This window comes from Micromonospora cabrerizensis (genome assembly GCF_022230955.1).
Lineage (GTDB): Bacteria > Actinomycetota > Actinomycetes > Mycobacteriales > Micromonosporaceae > Micromonospora > Micromonospora cabrerizensis.
The window spans coordinates 63,145-81,278 of record NZ_JAKKFI010000083.1; the positions used below are offsets into that span (position 1 = coordinate 63,145).

The 18,134-nt window shown below is 72.1% G+C and carries 13 protein-coding genes, 1 tRNA gene and 1 pseudogene; 10 read left to right on the forward strand and 5 right to left on the reverse strand.

The window, feature by feature from the left end; translation table 11 throughout:
* Positions 1-18 precede the first annotated feature (18 nt).
* The 3 genes from LADH09A_RS22125 to LADH09A_RS22135 all read left to right on the forward strand — a co-directional run bounded on the left by LADH09A_RS22125 (position 19) and on the right by LADH09A_RS22135 (position 2,883).
* On the forward strand, positions 19-747 hold the full coding sequence (locus tag LADH09A_RS22125) for a hypothetical protein (RefSeq protein WP_238647381.1): 729 nt from the start codon (positions 19-21) through the stop codon (positions 745-747).
* A gap of 612 nt (positions 748-1,359) precedes the next feature.
* Positions 1,360-2,127 carry an abortive infection system antitoxin AbiGi family protein gene (locus LADH09A_RS22130; protein ID WP_238647382.1) on the forward strand — a complete coding sequence of 256 codons (768 nt, stop codon included), beginning with the start codon at positions 1,360-1,362 and terminating at the stop codon, positions 2,125-2,127.
* 210 nt (positions 2,128-2,337) lie between these two features.
* On the forward strand, positions 2,338-2,883 hold the full coding sequence (locus tag LADH09A_RS22135) for a hypothetical protein (RefSeq protein ID WP_238647383.1): 546 nt from the start codon (positions 2,338-2,340) through the stop codon (positions 2,881-2,883).
* Positions 2,884-3,291: 408 nt separating this feature from the next.
* On the opposite strand, the gene LADH09A_RS22140 is transcribed toward LADH09A_RS22135, so the two are convergent.
* The 3 genes from LADH09A_RS22140 to LADH09A_RS22150 all read right to left on the reverse strand — a co-directional run bounded on the left by LADH09A_RS22140 (position 3,292) and on the right by LADH09A_RS22150 (position 4,981).
* Positions 3,292-4,311, reverse strand: coding sequence for a tyrosine-type recombinase/integrase (locus tag LADH09A_RS22140; RefSeq protein WP_238647384.1), 1,020 nt, complete (start codon positions 4,309-4,311; stop codon positions 3,292-3,294).
* Positions 4,308-4,646, reverse strand: a complete 339-nt coding sequence (locus LADH09A_RS22145; RefSeq protein WP_238647385.1) for an AbrB/MazE/SpoVT family DNA-binding domain-containing protein — start codon at positions 4,644-4,646, stop codon at positions 4,308-4,310. Before LADH09A_RS22145 ends, LADH09A_RS22140 begins: the two co-directional genes overlap by 4 nt.
* Before the next feature lie 248 nt (positions 4,647-4,894).
* A tRNA-Leu gene (locus LADH09A_RS22150) sits at positions 4,895-4,981 on the reverse strand.
* Between the two features lie 231 nt (positions 4,982-5,212).
* On the opposite strand from LADH09A_RS22150, the pseudogene LADH09A_RS32195 reads away from it, so the two are divergent.
* From LADH09A_RS32195 to LADH09A_RS22180, 6 genes and pseudogenes are all read left to right on the forward strand, one after another.
* Positions 5,213-5,671 (forward strand): annotated as a pseudogene (locus LADH09A_RS32195) (hypothetical protein); the annotation flags it as partial.
* A 1,086-nt stretch (positions 5,672-6,757) separates the two neighbouring features.
* Positions 6,758-7,906: a fibronectin type III domain-containing protein gene (locus LADH09A_RS22160; protein ID WP_238647413.1), complete on the forward strand. Its 1,149-nt coding sequence runs from the start codon at positions 6,758-6,760 to the stop codon at positions 7,904-7,906.
* Positions 7,907-8,067: 161 nt separating this feature from the next.
* On the forward strand, positions 8,068-10,695 hold the full coding sequence (locus LADH09A_RS22165; protein ID WP_238647386.1) for a fibronectin type III domain-containing protein: 2,628 nt from the start codon (positions 8,068-8,070) through the stop codon (positions 10,693-10,695).
* A gap of 27 nt (positions 10,696-10,722) precedes the next feature.
* Positions 10,723-11,718 (forward strand): AAA family ATPase, encoded by a 996-nt coding sequence (locus LADH09A_RS22170; protein WP_238647387.1) that lies wholly within the window; start codon positions 10,723-10,725, stop codon positions 11,716-11,718.
* Between the two features lie 14 nt (positions 11,719-11,732).
* The gene (locus LADH09A_RS22175; RefSeq protein WP_238647388.1) at positions 11,733-12,911 is read left to right on the forward strand and encodes a DUF58 domain-containing protein; all 1,179 of its coding nucleotides are present in this window, start codon (positions 11,733-11,735) and stop codon (positions 12,909-12,911) included.
* Positions 12,887-15,382, forward strand: coding sequence for a transglutaminase TgpA family protein (locus LADH09A_RS22180; RefSeq protein WP_443677159.1), 2,496 nt, complete (start codon positions 12,887-12,889; stop codon positions 15,380-15,382). The genes LADH09A_RS22175 and LADH09A_RS22180 overlap by 25 nt, the downstream gene beginning before the upstream one ends.
* A gap of 69 nt (positions 15,383-15,451) precedes the next feature.
* Here LADH09A_RS22180 and LADH09A_RS22185 read toward each other — a convergent pair whose 3' ends face one another.
* Positions 15,452-16,045 (reverse strand): hypothetical protein, encoded by a 594-nt coding sequence (locus LADH09A_RS22185; RefSeq protein ID WP_238647390.1) that lies wholly within the window; start codon positions 16,043-16,045, stop codon positions 15,452-15,454.
* Positions 16,032-17,171, reverse strand: coding sequence for a hypothetical protein (locus LADH09A_RS22190; protein ID WP_238647391.1), 1,140 nt, complete (start codon positions 17,169-17,171; stop codon positions 16,032-16,034). The genes LADH09A_RS22185 and LADH09A_RS22190 overlap by 14 nt, the downstream gene beginning before the upstream one ends.
* Positions 17,172-17,321: 150 nt before the next feature.
* Between LADH09A_RS22190 and LADH09A_RS22195 the strand changes: the two genes are divergently transcribed.
* The gene (locus LADH09A_RS22195) at positions 17,322-18,125 is read left to right on the forward strand and encodes a class I SAM-dependent methyltransferase (RefSeq protein WP_238647392.1); all 804 of its coding nucleotides are present in this window, start codon (positions 17,322-17,324) and stop codon (positions 18,123-18,125) included.
* Positions 18,126-18,134 lie beyond the last annotated feature (9 nt).

Consider the following 18,134-nt stretch of genomic DNA (forward strand, 5'->3'; position numbering starts at 1 on the left):
GCGATACGCTCACGCGCTGTGACTGACCTTGTGATCTCCGCCGCGGCGGAGGGTTCTTCCTGGACCGAAGTCCTCGGCGTTGTCGGGGGCTCCGTCGGCGTGCTTGGGGGTTTAGTCTTCGGGCTGCTGTCCTGGCGCCTGAGCCGCCGTTCCGCATTGGCGTCGGAACGCTCGGCGGACATCGCGGCGGCCGCCCTCACCACATCACAACAGGCCGTCGATGCCGCCGACCAGGCCGCGAAGGCGGCCGACATCTCCGCGCGCGAGGCGCAAAGGATCTCCACCATCGAGTCGACGCGCCATCACGACGAGTTGGGCCCCCACGTCGACGTGCAGTTCGTCTGGCGACAGGATCGCCATGGTGGAGGGATCTTCGCGGAGGTCACGAACAACGGCCGTTACGACTTCTGGGTGACCGGGGCGCACCTCATCGACGGGAAAGGGGCGACATCGCTCGCGCACACGGGACTCTCGGCGGGGGCGACGCTGGACATCTACATCGCCGAACTGCCGCTGGAAGACCCTGGCGAGCCGACCGATCCTTGGCCGGTGATCCGCGACGCCATGAAACGGGCCGAGATCTACCAGGTGGAACTTCAGGAGGCTTTCCACCAGGCCCGCGACCGATTCGGCCGACTCGAGCTGCTGTACCGGGCTACCAACGAGCCGTGCCAGTGTGGCCGGACCCCCGCCGACAGCGAGGGCCACTGGGCCACCTACCACGCAATCACCAGCGTTAGCCTCTGATCACTCAACAGGCAGGTATCGGGGCGAGGCCCGCCGTCACACCCGGACCGGCCCACCCGGCACGCCGCGGACCGTTCCGGCGAGCCCGCCCTCGGGCCGCACGGCCGCGGGCAAACGGCGCCGGTGGAATGGGGTCAGCCGTCGGTGCCACACGGGAAGGATCATCGCCACGTCAGCCGACCGATCACGAGTGACAGCCCCCGGTCCGGCGACGGTGAAGATGTCAGCCTTCTCGCACGGCCCTGTAACCACCGGCATCGAGCAGCGCACACGCAGCTCGCGCAGCTTCCCGCCGGGCGCGGTCTTGATGGCCCCCTATCCAAAAGTTGGCGAACCGCACCGCGTACGGACCCGGCCACGGTGGCACAGAGGGGAACATGGGCCTGTGCGTGGCCTCCTCGCCACGGTGCAGCACGAATGCCCTCTAGTCACCAAGCGCGTGCCGGCCCCGGCGGCGTTCACCGCCCCCACTGGCTCGTTTATTCCAAACGCCTTCGCGGTGTGGCCACCGCCGAGAGCGGGTGGCAGGCGTTGTCGTGCGCTGAGCAGCCCAAACCTGACGGGCAGTGGGGCAGCCCACCCGGCTACGGCGAGGTATAGCAATGTGGACCTGTGGCGAGCATCGAGGACCTTCTGCAGCGTCGTACCGACTTGTCGACCTTCTTGATCCACCTGACCCGTGACACTCCCGGTCATAACGGGCCCACTGCCCGGGAAAACCTACTGACAATGATCCGGGACGGATACATCGAAGCCCGCTCACCGTTCGGACCGGCGTCGGTGCACGAGCCGAGCCTCAGGAAGGCGGCGACGCAGAAAGTCGTGTGCTTCACCGAGACCCCGCTCGAGCACACCTGGATGATGCTGGAGAACATCGACAAGCGCGACGTGCGCTTCCAGCCTTACGGCCTGGCCGTCACCAAGACCACTGCTCGCAAGGCCGGCTGCAACCCCGTTTGGTACTCCGACATCACGCCCGGCCGCGACTGGCCGATCGCCGCGGTGAACGCCATGGTCAACGACGCCGTGCGCCGAGCCACGACCGGCCGGACAGTCGACCGCGACAAGTTGAGCGAGGAGGCCATCTTCAAGATCACCCCGTTCTTCGAGCAGATGGGCCCGACCAAGTACAGCCGCAAGGAGTTTTGGTGGGAGCGAGAGTGGCGCCGCATCGGCGACTTCCCCCTGTCCCCCCGCAGGACCGTCGCGGTCCTGGCACCCGCCGATGACCATGAGCACCTTCGAGAGGAACTCACCGAAATCAGCGCGAGGTGGGGTGCGCGGCCGATCCTCGATCCCCGGTGGGGCCTTGAGCGGATGATCGCGGCGATAGCGCAGATCAGCGACGAACACATCGGTCCGTTCCCTGACGCTGGCTGACAAGGCGCGCCGACGTTCGGGTGCCCCATGTTTCATGTCCCCCCGCGGCACCTCGTAGACTGCGGGCGGCGGTCACGCGCCCGCCCGTCTCCAAGCCGCTGGTGCCCACGCCGCAGGTGGTGATCGAGGACAAGCTGTCGCCGACGCAGCGTGAATTCCACACCAGACCCTTTCTCGCGAGGGGCGTGGGCCTTCGCAGAAGGACAGATCATGGGCAAGCGCAACCGTGCACGCACCCGAGCTATCCGCGCCGAGATGGCAAAGACTGGACAGAACTACACCCGCGCCGCCGCCACAGCGGTTGAATCACCGCTGGGCGACGGCGGGGTACGCAGCAGCGGCGATGCCGCCGTCGAGCACGTCAGGCGCCTGCTGCGGGCGCAACTGACCATCGACGACGCCCGCTACGAGCGCCTGGAGGAGCTCGAGCAGAAGGGGTATCGCATTGTCGACGGCGGGCAGGTCGGCGTCGATGAGTGGAAAGTTCTGGACTGGCGCACCGACGAGGTGATCGCCGAAGGCGACGACGGGTGGGAGGGCTACACAGCCGCCACCAAGCGGCTCTGCCCCGACGGCCGGTGGGTTCACGTCGACAGCGTCACAGACGACCTGCCGCTGCCGGAGGTAAGCACCCCAGGGGTACCACCCTCACTTGCGAAGGCACTCTACGAGTGGATCAGCCAGAACAGCACATCCGCCGAGGACATCGCGCAGTTCATCGGCTGGCCAGTCGAGAAGGTCCGCGAGCACCAGTAACACCGCCTCGCCAGCAGAATAGCGGAGGCACCCGGTCTCATCGACCGGCTAGCTGTCTACGAGTCAGTTCGACCGGTCGATGAGAGCAGCCCATCCTCGGGTTACTTCGACACAAGCAGGCACCGGCTTGGCCTGTGGTCATTCCTGCGTCGGCTGCTCAATCAGGCGTTCCCAGCGATCGGTGCCCTGCTCGTGCATCTCAGCGGCGACGAGCAGGCGAGGGCCGTCGAGACCAAGCGGGCCACGTCCGGCTGCCAGGGGAGATCCGCGCCCAAGTGCTACTACGAACGGTATGGATGCTCTCGGACGCTCGCCTTCGAGACGGTCCGCTTGATCAGAACGGATACACCACGCCTTAGAGGGGTGGGCCTGGGCGTAGCGACCAGGCCCACCCGTTGTCGTCCCCCATCAGGCCAGAGGATGGGGCTCCTTGGTCAGGGCTGCCAGAGCGGCGGCGACCTCCTGAAGACTCGCCCGGACGTACGTACTGGTGGTGCCAACATCGCTACCGCTGTCGGTGTGCCCGGCGTAGGCGCGAGCCACGGCGTAGCCGAAGTTCCGCTCGACCCATGTCAACGTCGTGTGCCGCAACCAATGCGTACTGATCTGCTGCACGTAGACCCACGGCAAGTGCTCGCCGATGCGCACCCACAGGTGGTCGTAGCGCCGGTAGGTGATCGGCTGCCCATTCCGGTAACGCAGCAGCTGTCCCGTCCCCGTCGCCTGACGTTCCTCGGCATGCTGCTGCAGATGCCTCATCAGCGTCGGTGACACCGGCTGCCACCGCACCGTGTCACCCTTCTCCCGCAGCAAGATGAGGCACTGGTCCGGGTCCAGGTCGACGGGCCGCAGCGCCAGCGCACCGCCCCGGCGGCACGCCGTCTCGGTGTGCAGCCGCAGCAGCAGGCTGTCCAGCGCCGGGTCATCGCCCGTGCTGGCAGCAACGGCGTTGATCTCCGCCAACCGCTTGTCGGCCACCGCTCGTCTGGTGCTGGGCAGGCGCCGCGGCTTGGCCACCTTGAGGGCGGGGTTGTCCGCCGCGGTGACGTACCCGTCGGCAACGGCCCGCTTGTATAGACACCGCAGCGCGGAAATCAAATGCTCCGCCGCGCTACGCCCGCCTCGCGCGTTGCGTCGGGCCACCACATGCGTCTTGGTGTACTCAGCGAGATGCTCAATCTCCGACGGAGTCGGCTCATCGAGCCGCCGCTGCCCCCACTGCTCCAGGACCCGCTTCCAGTACGAGCCGTACGCCCGCCGGGTACCGTCGCTAACCGCCGCCGCTACCACCGGCACGTACTCCGCGAACGTTGGTGCGGGCGGACGATCGGGGGCCGCTTCGACAAGGTCGGCCGGCGAGATCCCCATCCGCGCCAGCAACAGCCGCGCGGCATCCAGCTCAGCCCTGCCCACGGTCGTGTCACTCATGCCTGACCACCGCCCAGCAGAGCTGCATGAACCGCCACGACCATCGCGTCCAAGGCGGCAGGAGGGTGCACCACGAGCAGACCGTCAGCAGGGTTTGCCGCGAGCAGCACCCGGTCGCCGGCGGCGAGCCCGCACCAGTGTCGGACAGCCGCCGGCAAGTGGAGGTGGCCTTGGCCGGTGACGGTGAAGACGCCCTGCCGGTCCAGCCGGACGACAATGACACCGGAGGCCTCGCGGATGTGCAGCCGCGTGCCCGGCCCCCATCCGAGGGCCCGGATGACCGCACGGTCGGCGATCCGGCCACTGCTGTCGATGGCAGCTAGGCCGTACAACATCGTGCCGGTACGTGACGTGGGTAGCACCGGCAGGGGGAATGGCGGAGTGGCTCCACCACGCGGCCGGTGCGGGCTCTGCTCACGGTCCGACAGCCTCACGGGAGGGATGACGGGAGCCACGGAACGATCAGCCACGACAACCGCCCCCGATCGAGACAGGCTCGGTCGAGGGTGTCGCTGAGGTCAGATTTGCGTGGTCAAGCGCGCTTGACCACCAGTACGCGATACACAGCATGGATGCTGCAATTTGGTGTCCGAGGGGGGACTTGAACCCCCACGCCCTATACGGGCACTAGCACCTCAAGCTAGCGCGTCTGCCATTCCGCCACCCGGACCTACACGTTCAGCCTACCTCGCCGACCAGATGATCTTCCCATCTGATGGTCGGTGCAGCGGGCCGCACGGGGAGTTACTGTACACGCCGCCCGTGGATCATGCACATCGCCTTCCGGCGCCTCTGATCCGGCGCTTCCGCCGCTGTTCAAGCCACCCCAAACGACTCACCGACACGACGCCCAGGCGTGTCCGGGTAGCGTCCGGTGGCCCTCTGGCGGCAGCATTGCCCTGTGTCCCATCCCTCCCCTCTGGCAGCCGCCCAGCACCGGGCCCTCGCCCTGCGCGCTGCCGGTGACCTCAGCGCCGCCCGGCAGCTGCTCGCGGAGGCTGTCGAGTCCCCTCCCCCGCCGTACACCGATGATCACCCGGAGATGCTGCACACCGCGCACCTGCTGGCGCGGCTGCACCGTGAGGCGGACGATCCGCTCGCCTCACGCCGGGTGCTGGAGGAGGCGTTCGCCGCGGGTGAGCGGCGGTGGGAGCATTCCGACCCGGCGCTGCTCGCGCTCGCCTTCGAACTCGCCGAGGTAGCAGAGGAGCTGGGCAACCGGCACGAGGCCCGCCGCAACTACACCCGCGTCGCCACCGCCGGGCCCGCCGTGCTCGGGGAGCACCACCCGGCGGTACGCGCCGCCCGCGCGTACCTCGGCCCAGCGGCGTCGACGCCGAGCGACCAACACAGCCCACCGCCGACGCCCGGTGCGGAGTCGGTCGACTCCGGCACCCGGTCGGCACTGTCCGGGCCGACGCTGTCCCTGGCGACCCTGGCCGCGATGCGACCCTCCGCCGATGGCCAGGCGGCCACCAGCTCGCCCTGGGCTCCGCCACCACCGCCGGCCACACCCCGGTCAACCCCTCCAGGGGTACGCGCACCCGCCGCGCCTGCCTCGCCCGTTGACGCCCCCACAGCGCCGCCTCAGGTATCCCGGGTGCAGCCCGCACCGTCCTCGGTCGCGCAGGCGCAGCCGGCTCCACCCACCGCCCCGACGGCCTCTGCCCCGCCCGGGCCGACACCGCGTCGGCCCGCCGACCAGCAGCCGCCCGAGACCGAAGTCCCCATGATGCGGCCCCGCCGGGCCCTTGATCAGCAGCCGTCCCTGCCAGCGATCGACACCCAGCCAAGGCCGAGCGCGGAAAGCCAGCTACCCCGGCCGAGGGCCGAGAGCCATCCACCCCGGCCGAGGGCCGAGAGCCAGCAAGTGCCGTCATCCGGTCAGCGGCCACCGCACCGCTCACCGTCCGGGCCCGCCGTAGCGCCCCGTCAACGAGTCGGCGACGACCCGGCGGTCGATGCTTCGGACCGGCCGACGACCGCAACCACCCCGCCCCCGGCTTCCCCGACGCCAGCGGCGGGGGTGCCGGCACCGCGCTGGGACGACCCGACGATCCAGGTACGCCAGATCGAACCGCTACTCGCCGAGGAGGCTGCCCGATCGGGGGTCAGGCCGACCGGGGCGAGCGGATCGGTCGACACGTCCGTTGCCCAGCCCACTTCTTCTCCGAGCAGTCCATCTCCGACCAGGAGTCACCCAGGGCCGGCGCAACCGGTCAGCGGCGCACCAACCCGTCCGGTCAGCGCGCCGCCGACTCCCGCGCAACCATTCTCCGCGCCGCCGGCTCACCGCCAACCGGTCTCCGGCCCACCCACCCAACCGGTCTCCACACCACCCGGCCACACCCAACCGGTCTCCGCGCCACCCGGCCACATCCACCCGGTTTCCGGACCACCCGCGGACACCCACCCGGTCTCCGCGCCACCCGGCCACACCCATCCCGTGTCCGCACCACCGGCGTTCGGGCAGCAGATCTCCGCGCCGCCGATGAGCGCGCCGCCCTTCCTCGCGCGTCCGATGAGCGCGCCGCCCGTCTCCGCGCCGCCGACGAGCGCGCCACCCGCACCGCCCTGGGGGTTGACCGCACCGCCGTGGAGCCGCAGCGGCCCACCGCCAAATGCCGGTGTTGACGACGCTGACCTGCCCCCGGCGCAAGCGGAGCGCACCGGCGCGGACGGCGGCGAGTTCGGGTTGGACATCCTCGATGCCCCGGTGGTGCCGGCGCAGCAGGCCCGGGTCGCGACATCCGACCAGACCGAGGTGCTCCCGGCTGTCCCGCCCGACAGCGGTCCGGCCAGTTCGGGCCGGCCCGTCACCGCCCAGCCGGCGCTGGGCGGCCCCCACCCACACCCCGTCGAGCCGTCCCCGACCGCCTGGTCACCGGTCGGCGGCAGCGCACCGCCGTCGACCATGCCGCGACCGGCCCCGCTGCACCATCAGGACCAGCAGCCGACCCAGGCGGAGCAGAACCAGTACGCGACGCAGGAACACCGCCCGCTCCAGGAACACGGCCCGTTCCAGGAACACCGCGCGCCGTACCCGGGTCAGCAGTACCACCACCCCGGGCCGGACGCGTACCGGCCGGCGTACGCCGACGAGAGCGACTCGACGGGCCGCAACCGCGCGACGCTGATCGGCGCGGTGGTCGCGGCCGGGGTGGCTGTCGTGGCGGTGGCCGGGCTGGGTGCGGTCGTGCTGACCCGCGACGACCCGCCGTCCGGCGGGAGCGCACCCACGGCGGCGGCGCCGACGGGGGTGGCACCGACGGCGGCCGGGCCTCCTCCGGGGGATCTGAGGCTTCGGGACAACTCGACCACGATCACGCTGACCTGGACGGATCCGTCCGGTGGCGCGGTGCCGTTCATGGTCGCCGCCGGGCGTGCCGGTCAGGCGTTGGGGGTGCTGGCCACGGTGGACCCGGGCAGCACCAGCTACACGGTCAACGGGTTGAACTCGCGAGTGGATCATTGCTTCACCGTGTTGGCGGTCTACTCGACAGACAGGTTTGCGACTTCGGGGCAGGTCTGCACCGCGCGGGAGCGCAGCAATTTGCCGAGCGGGAAGCCCTCCGGGCGGCCGTCTCCGAGCTGAGCCCGGCTGAGCTGGGCGTCCACAACGCACACGCTCGGTATCCACAGGGGTGACCGTGCGGGTTCCCCCGCCACCAGCAGCGCCATATGATGGCACCCGGCTCAGGGGAGGGGTCGCCGCGAGGCGCGCCACCTGCCACGACTCAGGGAAGGCAGCCGGCTGTGGCCAGCATCGAGGACGCCGTACGGACCGACGCCCCCCGCTTCCGGTCCCGGTTTCGCGGCGGGCTGGTGACCATCGGCACGGTAACCGCGCTGCTGGCCGCCATGGGGCTGACCGTCCTCGGGTTGGGCGCAGCGGACAACGCGGTGGCCAACTATGACGCGAGTTCCTGGCTGTGGAGCGCGGCGCGCAGTGAGCTGGCCCGGGTCAACGGGGTCACCGCCCGGGTCGACACCCGCACGGAGATCCCCGCCGCCCGCCAGCACCCGATGCAGGTGACCCAGACCGACCGGCTGTTGATCCTGCGTGATCTGCAGACCGGGCAGGTCAGCTCACTGGACCTGGCGACCCTGCAACTGACCGCGACCACCCGCACGACCCCTGGCCTGGGCGTGAGCGTGGCCCTGCACGAGGACGCGGCGTTCGTTGTCGACGCCGTGCAGGGCATCGTCCGGCAGCTCGACCCGCGGTCGCTGTCTCCGGTCGGTGAGCCGGTGCGCTACCCGCCGGGCATCACCGGCGGCACCTTCGACGGTAAGGGCCGGCTGTGGATCGCGGTCCCCAGCCAGGGCACCGTCTCGGCGGTCACCGCCGCCAAGCTGCCGTCCGCTCCGGCGTCGGCGGCGTCACCCGGCGCCGGGCTCAGCCCCGAGCGTGTCGAGTCGTACGACGTCGCCGAGGCCAGCCACGAGCTGCAGGTTTCCACCCTGGACGACGGGGTGGCGGTGCTCGACCGCACGGCCGGCAAGTTGGTGCGGGTGCAGCGCGGCAAGGTCCACCCGACACCGTTGACGCTGTCCGGTCCGGCGGCCCTGCCCTCGCGTACCAGCGGGCCCCGGGTGCCGGTCACCGTGCCCGCCGACCGGCGGGTGCTGGTGGTGGGTGACGGTGGTGAGGAGAGGGCGTTCACCGTGCCGGGCGAGGGCGACCGACTCAGCCCGGCGGTGGCCTGGGCGGACCGGTTCTACTGCGCCGACGAGGCCACCGGCACCATCTACGCCTTCGACGGGGGCGGTCAGCTGGTCGAGACGATCGGCGGGCGGGCGAACGGTCCACTGGAGCTGGAGGTTCGGGAAAACCACCTGTTCATCAACTCTCCCGACTCGGCGACCGCCCGGGTGGTGGACGACAAGCACCAGGTGCGCGAGGTCGACAAGTACGCCAACGACGTGCTCGGCGGCGACCCGCCTCCGGTCGCCCCGCCGCCGCCTCCGCCGAAGAAGCCCCGGGTGGGCAAGCCGAGCGCGCCGCGCAGCGTCACCGCCGCCGCCGGTAACGCGCAGGCGCGGGTGAGCTGGCGGCCGGCAGCCGCCAACGGCGCCGAGATCATCAAGTACGTGGTGGAGGGTGCCGGCCAGCGCCTTCAGGTGGGCGCCAACCAGCGTGCGGTGGAGGTCAAGGGCCTCACCAACGGTGAGACGTACCGCTTCGCGGTGCACGCCGTCAACGCCAAGGGCGATGGCCCGCCGCGCACCAGCAACCCGGTCACCCCGACCGCCGCCGTGCCCGATCCGCCGGCGAGCGTCACCGCCCAGGAGCGACCGGACGGCACGGTCCTGGTGAAGTGGCCGGCCGCGAACGGGCAGGGCAACAAGATCGCCAGGTACGCGGTGACGGCCAGTTCGGCGGGGACGAACGCCCCGGCCGGTGAGTCCACGAAGACCGAGCTGGTGGTGCCGGCCGGTGAGCTGGAGTTCGGCACCCAGTACGCGTTCACCGTGGTGGCGGTCAACGACAAGGGCGCGGGGTCGGCGGCGTCGCCGGTCAGCAACACGGTGGTGCCGTTCGCGGCGCCCGGCCGGCCGCTCAACCTGCGCGCCGGCACCGTGGCCAACCAGCCGGGTGCGGTCACGGTGCAGTGGGCGCCGGCCGAGGCCAACGGCCGGGCGGTGACGAAATACCTGGTGGATGTCGGCGGGCGCGCCAGCGAGGTGACCGACACCCGCACGACCGTCACCGGGCTGGGCAACGGCCAGAACGTGACGGTGAAGGTGAAGGCGGTCAACGAGGCGGGGCCCGGCCCCGAGGCCACCGCCACCGCGCGTACGGTCGCCGAACCACGGGTCACGGTGACCGGCTCGTCGGCGACCGCCACGTCGGCGACGGTGACGTTCACCGTGGACGCCGGCGGCGGTCAGGCCACCTGCTCGGTGAGCACGCCGGGTGAGCCGGCGAAGGCCGGGGCGTGCTCCAGCATCACGGTGCCGGGCCTGACGCCGGGCACGGACTACACGTTCACGGTGACGGCGACCAACGCCGCCGGTAAGGGCACGGCGACGAGGGCACAGGACACCCAGCCGTTGTACGGGGTCGCGACCTGCAACAACGGGTCGGGCGCCGACCAGCGCACCTACTGCGACCGGGAAGTTGACGGCCGCAACGGCAACGAGGTCTTCAAGGTGACCCGGCAGGACAACGACCAGCAGGCCGGTTGGGCGAAGCCCGGCACCCGGCTGCAGGCGTACTGCAAGAAGTCCGGCGAGGACGTCGACTCCTATGTCTACAACAACCAGAAGCGCAGCACCTGGTGGGTGCAGGTCAACTTCAACGGGAAGAAGAACTACATCCCGTGGGCCTGGCTCAACCTGGAGGGCGGCGACAACATCAATGTCCTGCCCACCTGCTGAACCACCAGGCAAGGAGCACCGCCGACCGTGAACACCCACGAGCCGCTCACCCAGCCGGAGGTCCAGGGCTTCGCGGCCCTGGCCGCCCGGCTGGCCGAGAACGTCAACGCGGTGGTGCTCGGCAAACCGCAGGTGGTACGGCTGGCGCTGACCGCGCTCTTCGCGCAGGGCCACGTGCTCCTGGAGGACGTGCCCGGGGTCGGTAAGACGACCCTGGCGCGGGCCATCGCCGCCACGGTGAAGGGTGAGTGGCGGCGCATCCAGTTCACCCCCGACCTGCTCCCGTCGGACGTGTCCGGGGTGACCATCTTCAACCAGGCGACCCGGGACTTCGAGTTCCACCCGGGGCCGGTCTTCGCCAACATCGTCATCGCCGACGAGATCAACCGGGCGTCGCCGAAGACCCAGTCGGCGTTGCTGGAGGTGATGGAGGAACGCACGGTCACCGTGGACGGGGTCCGGCATCCGGTGCCGTCGCCGTTCCTGGTGGTGGCCACCCAGAACCCGGTGGAGATGGACGGCACCTACCGGCTTCCCGAGGCGCAGCTGGACCGTTTCCTGGTGAAGCTGTCCGTCGGCTACCCGGACGAGACAGTCGAGATCGAGGTGCTGCGCGGCGCGACCGTGCGCTCCCCCGAGGCGCTCGCCCCGGTCACCGACACCGCCACCGTCGGGGAGATGGTCCGGATGGCCCGCCGGGTGCACATCGCCGAGCCGCTCTACGCGTACGCGGTCCGGCTGGCCGCCGCGACCCGCACCCACCCGCAGGTGCGGGTCGGGGTCAGTCCCCGGGGTGTGATCGCGTTGACCCGCGCGGCGTGCTCGTACGCGCTGATCGACGGGCGGGGCTGGATCATGCCGGAGGATCTGAAGGCCCTCGCCGAGGCGGTGTTCGCGCATCGGCTTTTGCTCACCCCGGACGCCCAGGTGCGCGGCGTGACCGCCGGAGAGGTGCTGCGCCAGGCCATCGCCTCGGTGCCGGTGCCTCTGCCGTCGGGGCAGCCGGCTCCGGTGCAGGGCTGACCGGCAGCAGCGGCATGGGGATCACCGCCCGCGGGGTCGGGCTGCTCGTCGCCGCCGTCGTTCTGCTGGGGGTGGGTTTCCGGTTCGCGTACCCCGAGTTGACCCTGCTCGGCGCGGCGGCCGGCGCGGCCGTCGGCTACGCCGCTCTGGTCGCGGCCTGGCGGCCCCGGCTGACGGTGACCCGCCTGGCCGACCCGGATCGGGTGGCGCGCGGAGAGCCGGCGAGCATGACGTTGACCGTGCGCAACACGGGCCGGCTGCGGTCGGCGAACCTGCTGGCCGAGGACCGGTGCGGCGAGCACACCGTGCCGGTGCCGGTGCTGCGCCTGCGACCGGGCCGCGACACCGAGGTCCGCTACGACGTGCCGACCCACCGGCGAGGGGTGGTGCCGGTCGGGCCGCTGCGGGTGACCCGCCGCGACCCGCTGGGGTTGGTGGCGCTGGCCCGCCCGTACGGCGCGGCGGTGCCGGTCTGGGTGTATCCCCGGGTCCACCCGCTGACGGCGGTGCCCACCGGCGCGGGGCGCAGCCTCGACGGCCGGGTGGACGGGGTCCCCCACGGGTCGATCACGTTCGACTCGCTGCGGGAGTACGTGGTCGGCGACGAGTTGCGCCGGGTGCACTGGCGGACCAGCGCCCGGGTGGGTGAGCTGATGGTGCGGGAGAACGTGGACACCAGCCTGCCCCGCCTGATCGTCCTGCTGGACAACCGCGCCACCGCCCATCCGCAGCGGGTCGGCGGGGTGGTGGAGTCGTTCGAGTCGGCCTGCGAGGCGGCGGCGTCGATCGTCACCGCCGCGCACCGCGCGGACCTGCCGGTGGTGTTGCTGTTCGCCGCCGCCAAGCCGGCCGCGCCGGTGACGCCCGGCGGGGAGTTGGATGCGAACGCGGCGCTCGGGCCGTTGGACCGGCTCGCCGCCGCCGAGTTGTCGAGCGACGACGACGCCGTCCGCGCGGCCACCACCCGACTGCGACAGGACCGGCTCGGCGACACGTTGATCTTCCTGACCGGGCCGGGTGGCCGGGGTGAGCTGGGGCACGTGGGGGCGCTGCGGGGGGCGTACCCGTCGGTGGTGGTCGGGGTGTTCGGCGCGGCCGAGCCGACGCCGCCGGGCGCGGCCGGCCTGGTGGTGGTCGACGCGGCGGACGGTGCGCAGTTCGCCGCCGAGTGGGACGGGGTACGCCGGTGGTGACGCGCCTCGTGCGGGTGCTGCGGGCGGCCGCCGTCCCGGTGGCGCTGATCGGGCTGACCGCGCTCGCCGGGGTGGTGCTGGGCCGCGTGTACGCGGGAGACCTGCTGACCCGGCTGGTCATCGGCGCGGCGGCCGGTTCGGTGCTGGTCAGCGTCGCCGCCCGGCGGTTGCCGTCCTGGCTGGTGGCGCCGGTGTCGGTGGCCGCGATGGCCGGCTGGACGCTGTGGTCGCTGCGGCTGGCCGCCAACCACGCCGAGCTTCCGGGTGGCCTGTTGGAGGTCACCGCGGACGCCGCTCGCAACGGCATCCCGCGGCTGCTCACCGCGATGATTCCGGTGGAGCCCGCACCGGACACGGTGCTGGTGCCCGTCGTCGCCGCCTGGCTGGCCGGGCTGGCCGGGGCGGAGGTGGCGCTGCGCGCCGGCCGGGTGCTGCTGGGTTACCTGCCGCCGGCCGGGCTCTACGCCGCCGCCCTCTACGTGGTCGGCCCGAACGCCGAACCGGCGATCGGGGCGACGGTGGCGTTCGTCGCGGTCGCGGCGCTCGGCCTGGCGAACCCGCCCAGCACGGCCACGGTCGGCGACGATCCGGCCGCCAGCCTGAGTCCCCGGGTACGCGCGGCGGTGCGCCTGCGGCTGGCCGCCAGCGCGGCGCTCGGGGTGGCCCTGGTGGTCGGGTTGGTCGCGGTGCTCGGCCCGGTGGTCGCCGGTCAGGTCGACGGCCGGCCGGTGGACCCGCGCCGCTACGTGGAGCCCCCGCAGGTGCAGACGCTCGACGAGAACCCGCTGATCCGGATCTCCGGTTGGGCGCTGCACCCGGAGCAGAAGCTTCTCGACGTGAGCACGGAGCGCACCGGCGCCCCGCTCCCGCCGCCCGGCGGCCCTTCGCCGGAGCCGGAGCCGGAGCCCGGTTCCGGGCCGGCTCAGGGCAGCGGTGGCGGTGTGCGGATCCGGTTGGCGGTGCTCAGTGACTACGACGGGGTGACCTGGCGGGTCGGCGCGACGTACCGCAACGCCGGTCGGATCCTGCCGGCTTCCACCCCAGCCCGGGACAGCACGGTGGGCACGGTCCGACAGCAGATCACCGTGGCGGAGCTGAGCGGTCGGCTGCTGCCCGCCGTGGCGACGCCGCAGGAGGTCAGTGGCGCGCGGGTGGCGTACGACCCGGCGAGCGGGACGTTGATCCGGCCGGAGGGGCTGACGCCGGGGCTGCGGTACGCGGTGACCTCCGCCGAGGAACACCCGGACTCGAACCTGTTGGCCACCGCGAACGTGCCCGCCGGTGACGAGGTGGCCCGGGTGCTACGCGTCGCCGACGGGGTGCCCGACCCGATGCGCCGGCTGGCCGCGCAGCTCGCCGAGGAGAACGGCGCGCCGTTCGCGCGGGCGTTGGCGATCGAGCAGTTCCTGGCCGAGCACTACCGGGTGGCGGCGGACGCGCCCAGCGGGCACGCGTACCCGAATCTGAGTTTCTTCCTCTTCGGGCCGCGCAACGGCGGCGGGCAGGAGGGCACCTCGGAGCAGTTCGCGGCGGCGTTCGCGGTGCTCGGTCGGCTCTCCGGGCTGCCGACCAGGGTGGTGGTGGGTTTCCGCGCCGGTGGGCAGGGGCCGGTGCTGGCCGGTGACGCGTACGCCTGGCCCGAGGTGCTCTTCGACGGGTTGGGTTGGGTGTCGTTCGACCCGTTGCCGCGTCCGAAGAGCGAACCGAGGCCGGTCGAGGAGGATTTCCGGCCGACGCCGGAGGATCCGCCACCGTCGGAGGCCCCGGCACCCACTGTGGAGCCGAGCGCCTCACCGGAGCCGGTGGCCGCCCCGGACGGGCCGCCCTCCGGTCGGCCGTCCACGGTGGTGCTCGTCGGTGCCGGCAGCGGCGGCCTGCTGCTGCTGGTGGGGGCGCTGCTGCTCACCCTGCTGGCGATGCGCCGCTCGCTCACCCGTACCCGGCTCGCCCAGGGTGACCCCGGTCAACGCATCGCCGGCGCCTGGCGGGAGGTCACCGACGCGCTCCGGCTGGCCGGCCGACCGGTCGGCGACGACCTGGCCGCGACCGAGGTGGCCAGGCACGCCCGCCAGGCCCTCGCCGAAGCCCGAGCAGGCACTCCCGGACGCAGCACGACCGGAAGCGGCGCAACCGGAAGCGGCGCAACCGGAAGCGGCGTTGCCGGAAGCAGCGTTGCCGGAAGCAGCGTTGCCGGAAGCAGCGTTGCCGGAAGCGGCGTTGCCGGGAGCACGCCGACCGGCAGCGACGGCGGCGCAACCGACGATGATCCGGCCGTAGACGAGCTGGCGGCCCTGCTCAACCAGGTGGGCTTCGCCCCTGACGCCGCGGCGGCCGACCAGGCGGCGCGCGCCGCCAAGGTGGCCACCAGCTACGTGAGCAACCTGCGCTCGGCCCGCCCCTGGTGGCGCCGCCTGCTCTGGTCCATCCACCCATCCCCCCTCCACCGAGCCCGCCACCCCCACCGCCGCTAGTCCCCCACCCAACCCCCGGCCCCGGCCACCCCTGCGGTCTCCCCCGGTGATCAAGAGGTTTGCGTCATGTCAGAGCCCGTTCCTGACCGAAACCTCTTGATCACCAAGGGTCGGGCCGGAGGTCGGGCCGGAGCGGGTTGGGGTTGGGTTGGGGGATGCACGCCGGGCGCGGCGGTGGTAGTCGACGGCCACGGCGATGACCAGGGGACCCCAGGCGACCAGCGGGGCGTAGTACCGCAGCACGTCCCAGCCGGGTGCCGGGTGTGGCGGTTCGTCGCGCCCCATCCCCACCCAGCCGCGGTCCACGAAGTGGAAGGTGTTGTTCAGCAACAGGTACAGGCAGATGGCGACGAGCAACGAACCGCCGATCAGCGCGACGAGCACGACCGGGCGGGCCGGGATGGACCGCCTCCCGAGCAGCGGCACCCAGTGCGGCACCTGTTGCCCCCAGCGGTACACCAGCCCGAGTGTCGACAGGGCCAACCCCATCGACAGGACGGACAGGAAGACCATGTACCACGTGGTGACGGCGTCGTCGGTGAACACGAGGGACAGTCGCCAGATCGCGGACGGCAGAACGCAGAGCGGGACGGCGTAGGCGGCCCAGAATGCCCAGGGTGAAGGGACGGCAGCCCAGTCACGGTCAGGGTCAGCGGGTTTCATGGACGCTCCGATCGTCAGGGGCCGACGCCGTCGGGGCATCGGCGGTGGTTGGTCGGACGGCGGCTCGGGCCGAACGGCTGGCCTCCGCGTTCCGGACGCGGCCGCTGGCGAGGGCACGACCGGTGGCGAGGGCACGACCGGTGGTGAGGGCATAGCCGGTGGCCGTGACGCCCAGCGACACTCCCCAGCCGAGGAACACCAGCAGCGTGGCGGTTGTCGCCCACCCCTCCCCCACGTCCGACCAGCGCAGCTCACCCGTGACCAGCCGGCCGACGAGCACCACGACGCTCAGCACGCCGTAGGTGACCAGGGCGAGCGCCACCACCCCGGCCGGGATCAGTGCCAGCAGCCGGGGAACCGGTCGACCCCGCAATCCCGGCACCCAGCGCGGGACCTGCTGTCCCCACCGCTGTACCAACCCGAGGACGAGCAGGCCGGCGAGCGGCGGTACGAGGGTGATCGCCGCGCCGGTCGGCGTCGACAGGGTCTGGTGGATGTCGTCCAGCTCCCGCTCGGAGATGCCGAACGGCACGCCGAGCAGCCAGAGCCCGTGCGGCACGGCCCAGCCGACCACCGGAAGAGCGACGGCCACGTACGCCCAGAGGCGTGTCCACCGCGCCACCGGCTGGTAGCCGGGGGCCGCCGGCCGGCGCGGCGGGCCGGATGCGTTCGCCAGCCCGGCGAACAGCACGCCGCCCGCCACCAGGGCGAGCCGGGCGCCGAGGTCCCGCCAGTCGGAGGGGCGTCCGGCCACTGCCGCCGGGATCTCGAAGAGCAGGTGCAGCGGGAACGCGACCACCAGCAGCAACGCGGCGGCCGCCCAGCTGGGCGTGGCCGCGAACCGTCGGCCAGCGAACCGGACCGCACACACGACCACCGTCGCGAGGGCGACGCCCACCCCCACCGCTCCCCATCCCGCCCAGAACGGGAGAGCTTCGACCCGGTCGGCGCCGCAGCCGCCCGCCGGGTCGCCCAGGGCGGTGCGGTCGCAGGCGGTGTACGCCCACCGGCCACCCGCGATCCAGTACAGCCGCAGGGCCATCTCGCCGGCGACGAAGACGACGCAGGCCACCGCCCACCGTCTCGCCGGGTCGGCCACCCCTGACTGCCTGCCACTGACATCCATGAACCGATGATCGGTGGCGATGGACACGCTCTTCTTCCCCGGCAGAGGTGAACGCGCTCCCGCAGCCGGGGGATGGGCCGCCGGGATGGGCCATGGCACCGGAGCCGAAACCCGCTGGCGGTTCGTCCGCGCACCGATGAGCATCAGAGGGTGGATCAGCACACGAGCGAGATCATCGACTACTACACCCTGCGCTACCGGGAGGACCAGCGGCTGTCCGCCCGCCCGCAGGCACGACTGGAGTGGATCCGCACGGTGCAGCTCCTACGGGATCTCCTGCCCGGCCCGGGTGCCCGTGTCCTGGACATCGGCGGGGGCACCGGCGAGTACGCGAGGGCCCTCACCGGCGACGGCTACCACGTCCGCCTGGTCGACCTGGTGCCGAGTCACGTGGCGCAGGCGCGCGGCGGGGAGCCTCCCATCGAGGCGCGGGTCGCCGACGCGCGTGCGCTGCCCGACGACGACGGCGGGTACGACGCGGCGCTGCTCCTGGGCCCCCTCTACCACCTGGTGCGCCGCGCTGACCGGCTACTGGCGCTGCGGGAGGCCGTCCGGGTCACCCGCCCCGGTGGTCAGGTCGTGGCCGCTGTCATCTCCCGTTTCGCCGGCCCGCTGGACTTCGCCGCCACCGGCCGCCTCGACGAGCGGCTGCTAGACGAGGCCAGGGACCTGCTGACCGACGGCACCAACGATCCACGCATCGGCTTCACCCATGCCTACTTCCACCGGGTCGAGGAGATCACCGACGAGTGCGCGGCGGCGGGGCTGACCGATGTCGTCGTACACGGGGTGGAGGGCCCGGCGTGGCCGGCGGCGGAGGCGGCGGCCGGTGGGCCGGCACAGGACGCGGTCTTCGCCGCGGCGTTGGATCTGGCCCGGCTCTACAGCACCGAGCCGGCGCTGCTCGGGTCGAGCGCGCACCTCCTGGCCGCCGGGCGCGTCCCGGCGCGCTGACGGCGGTCA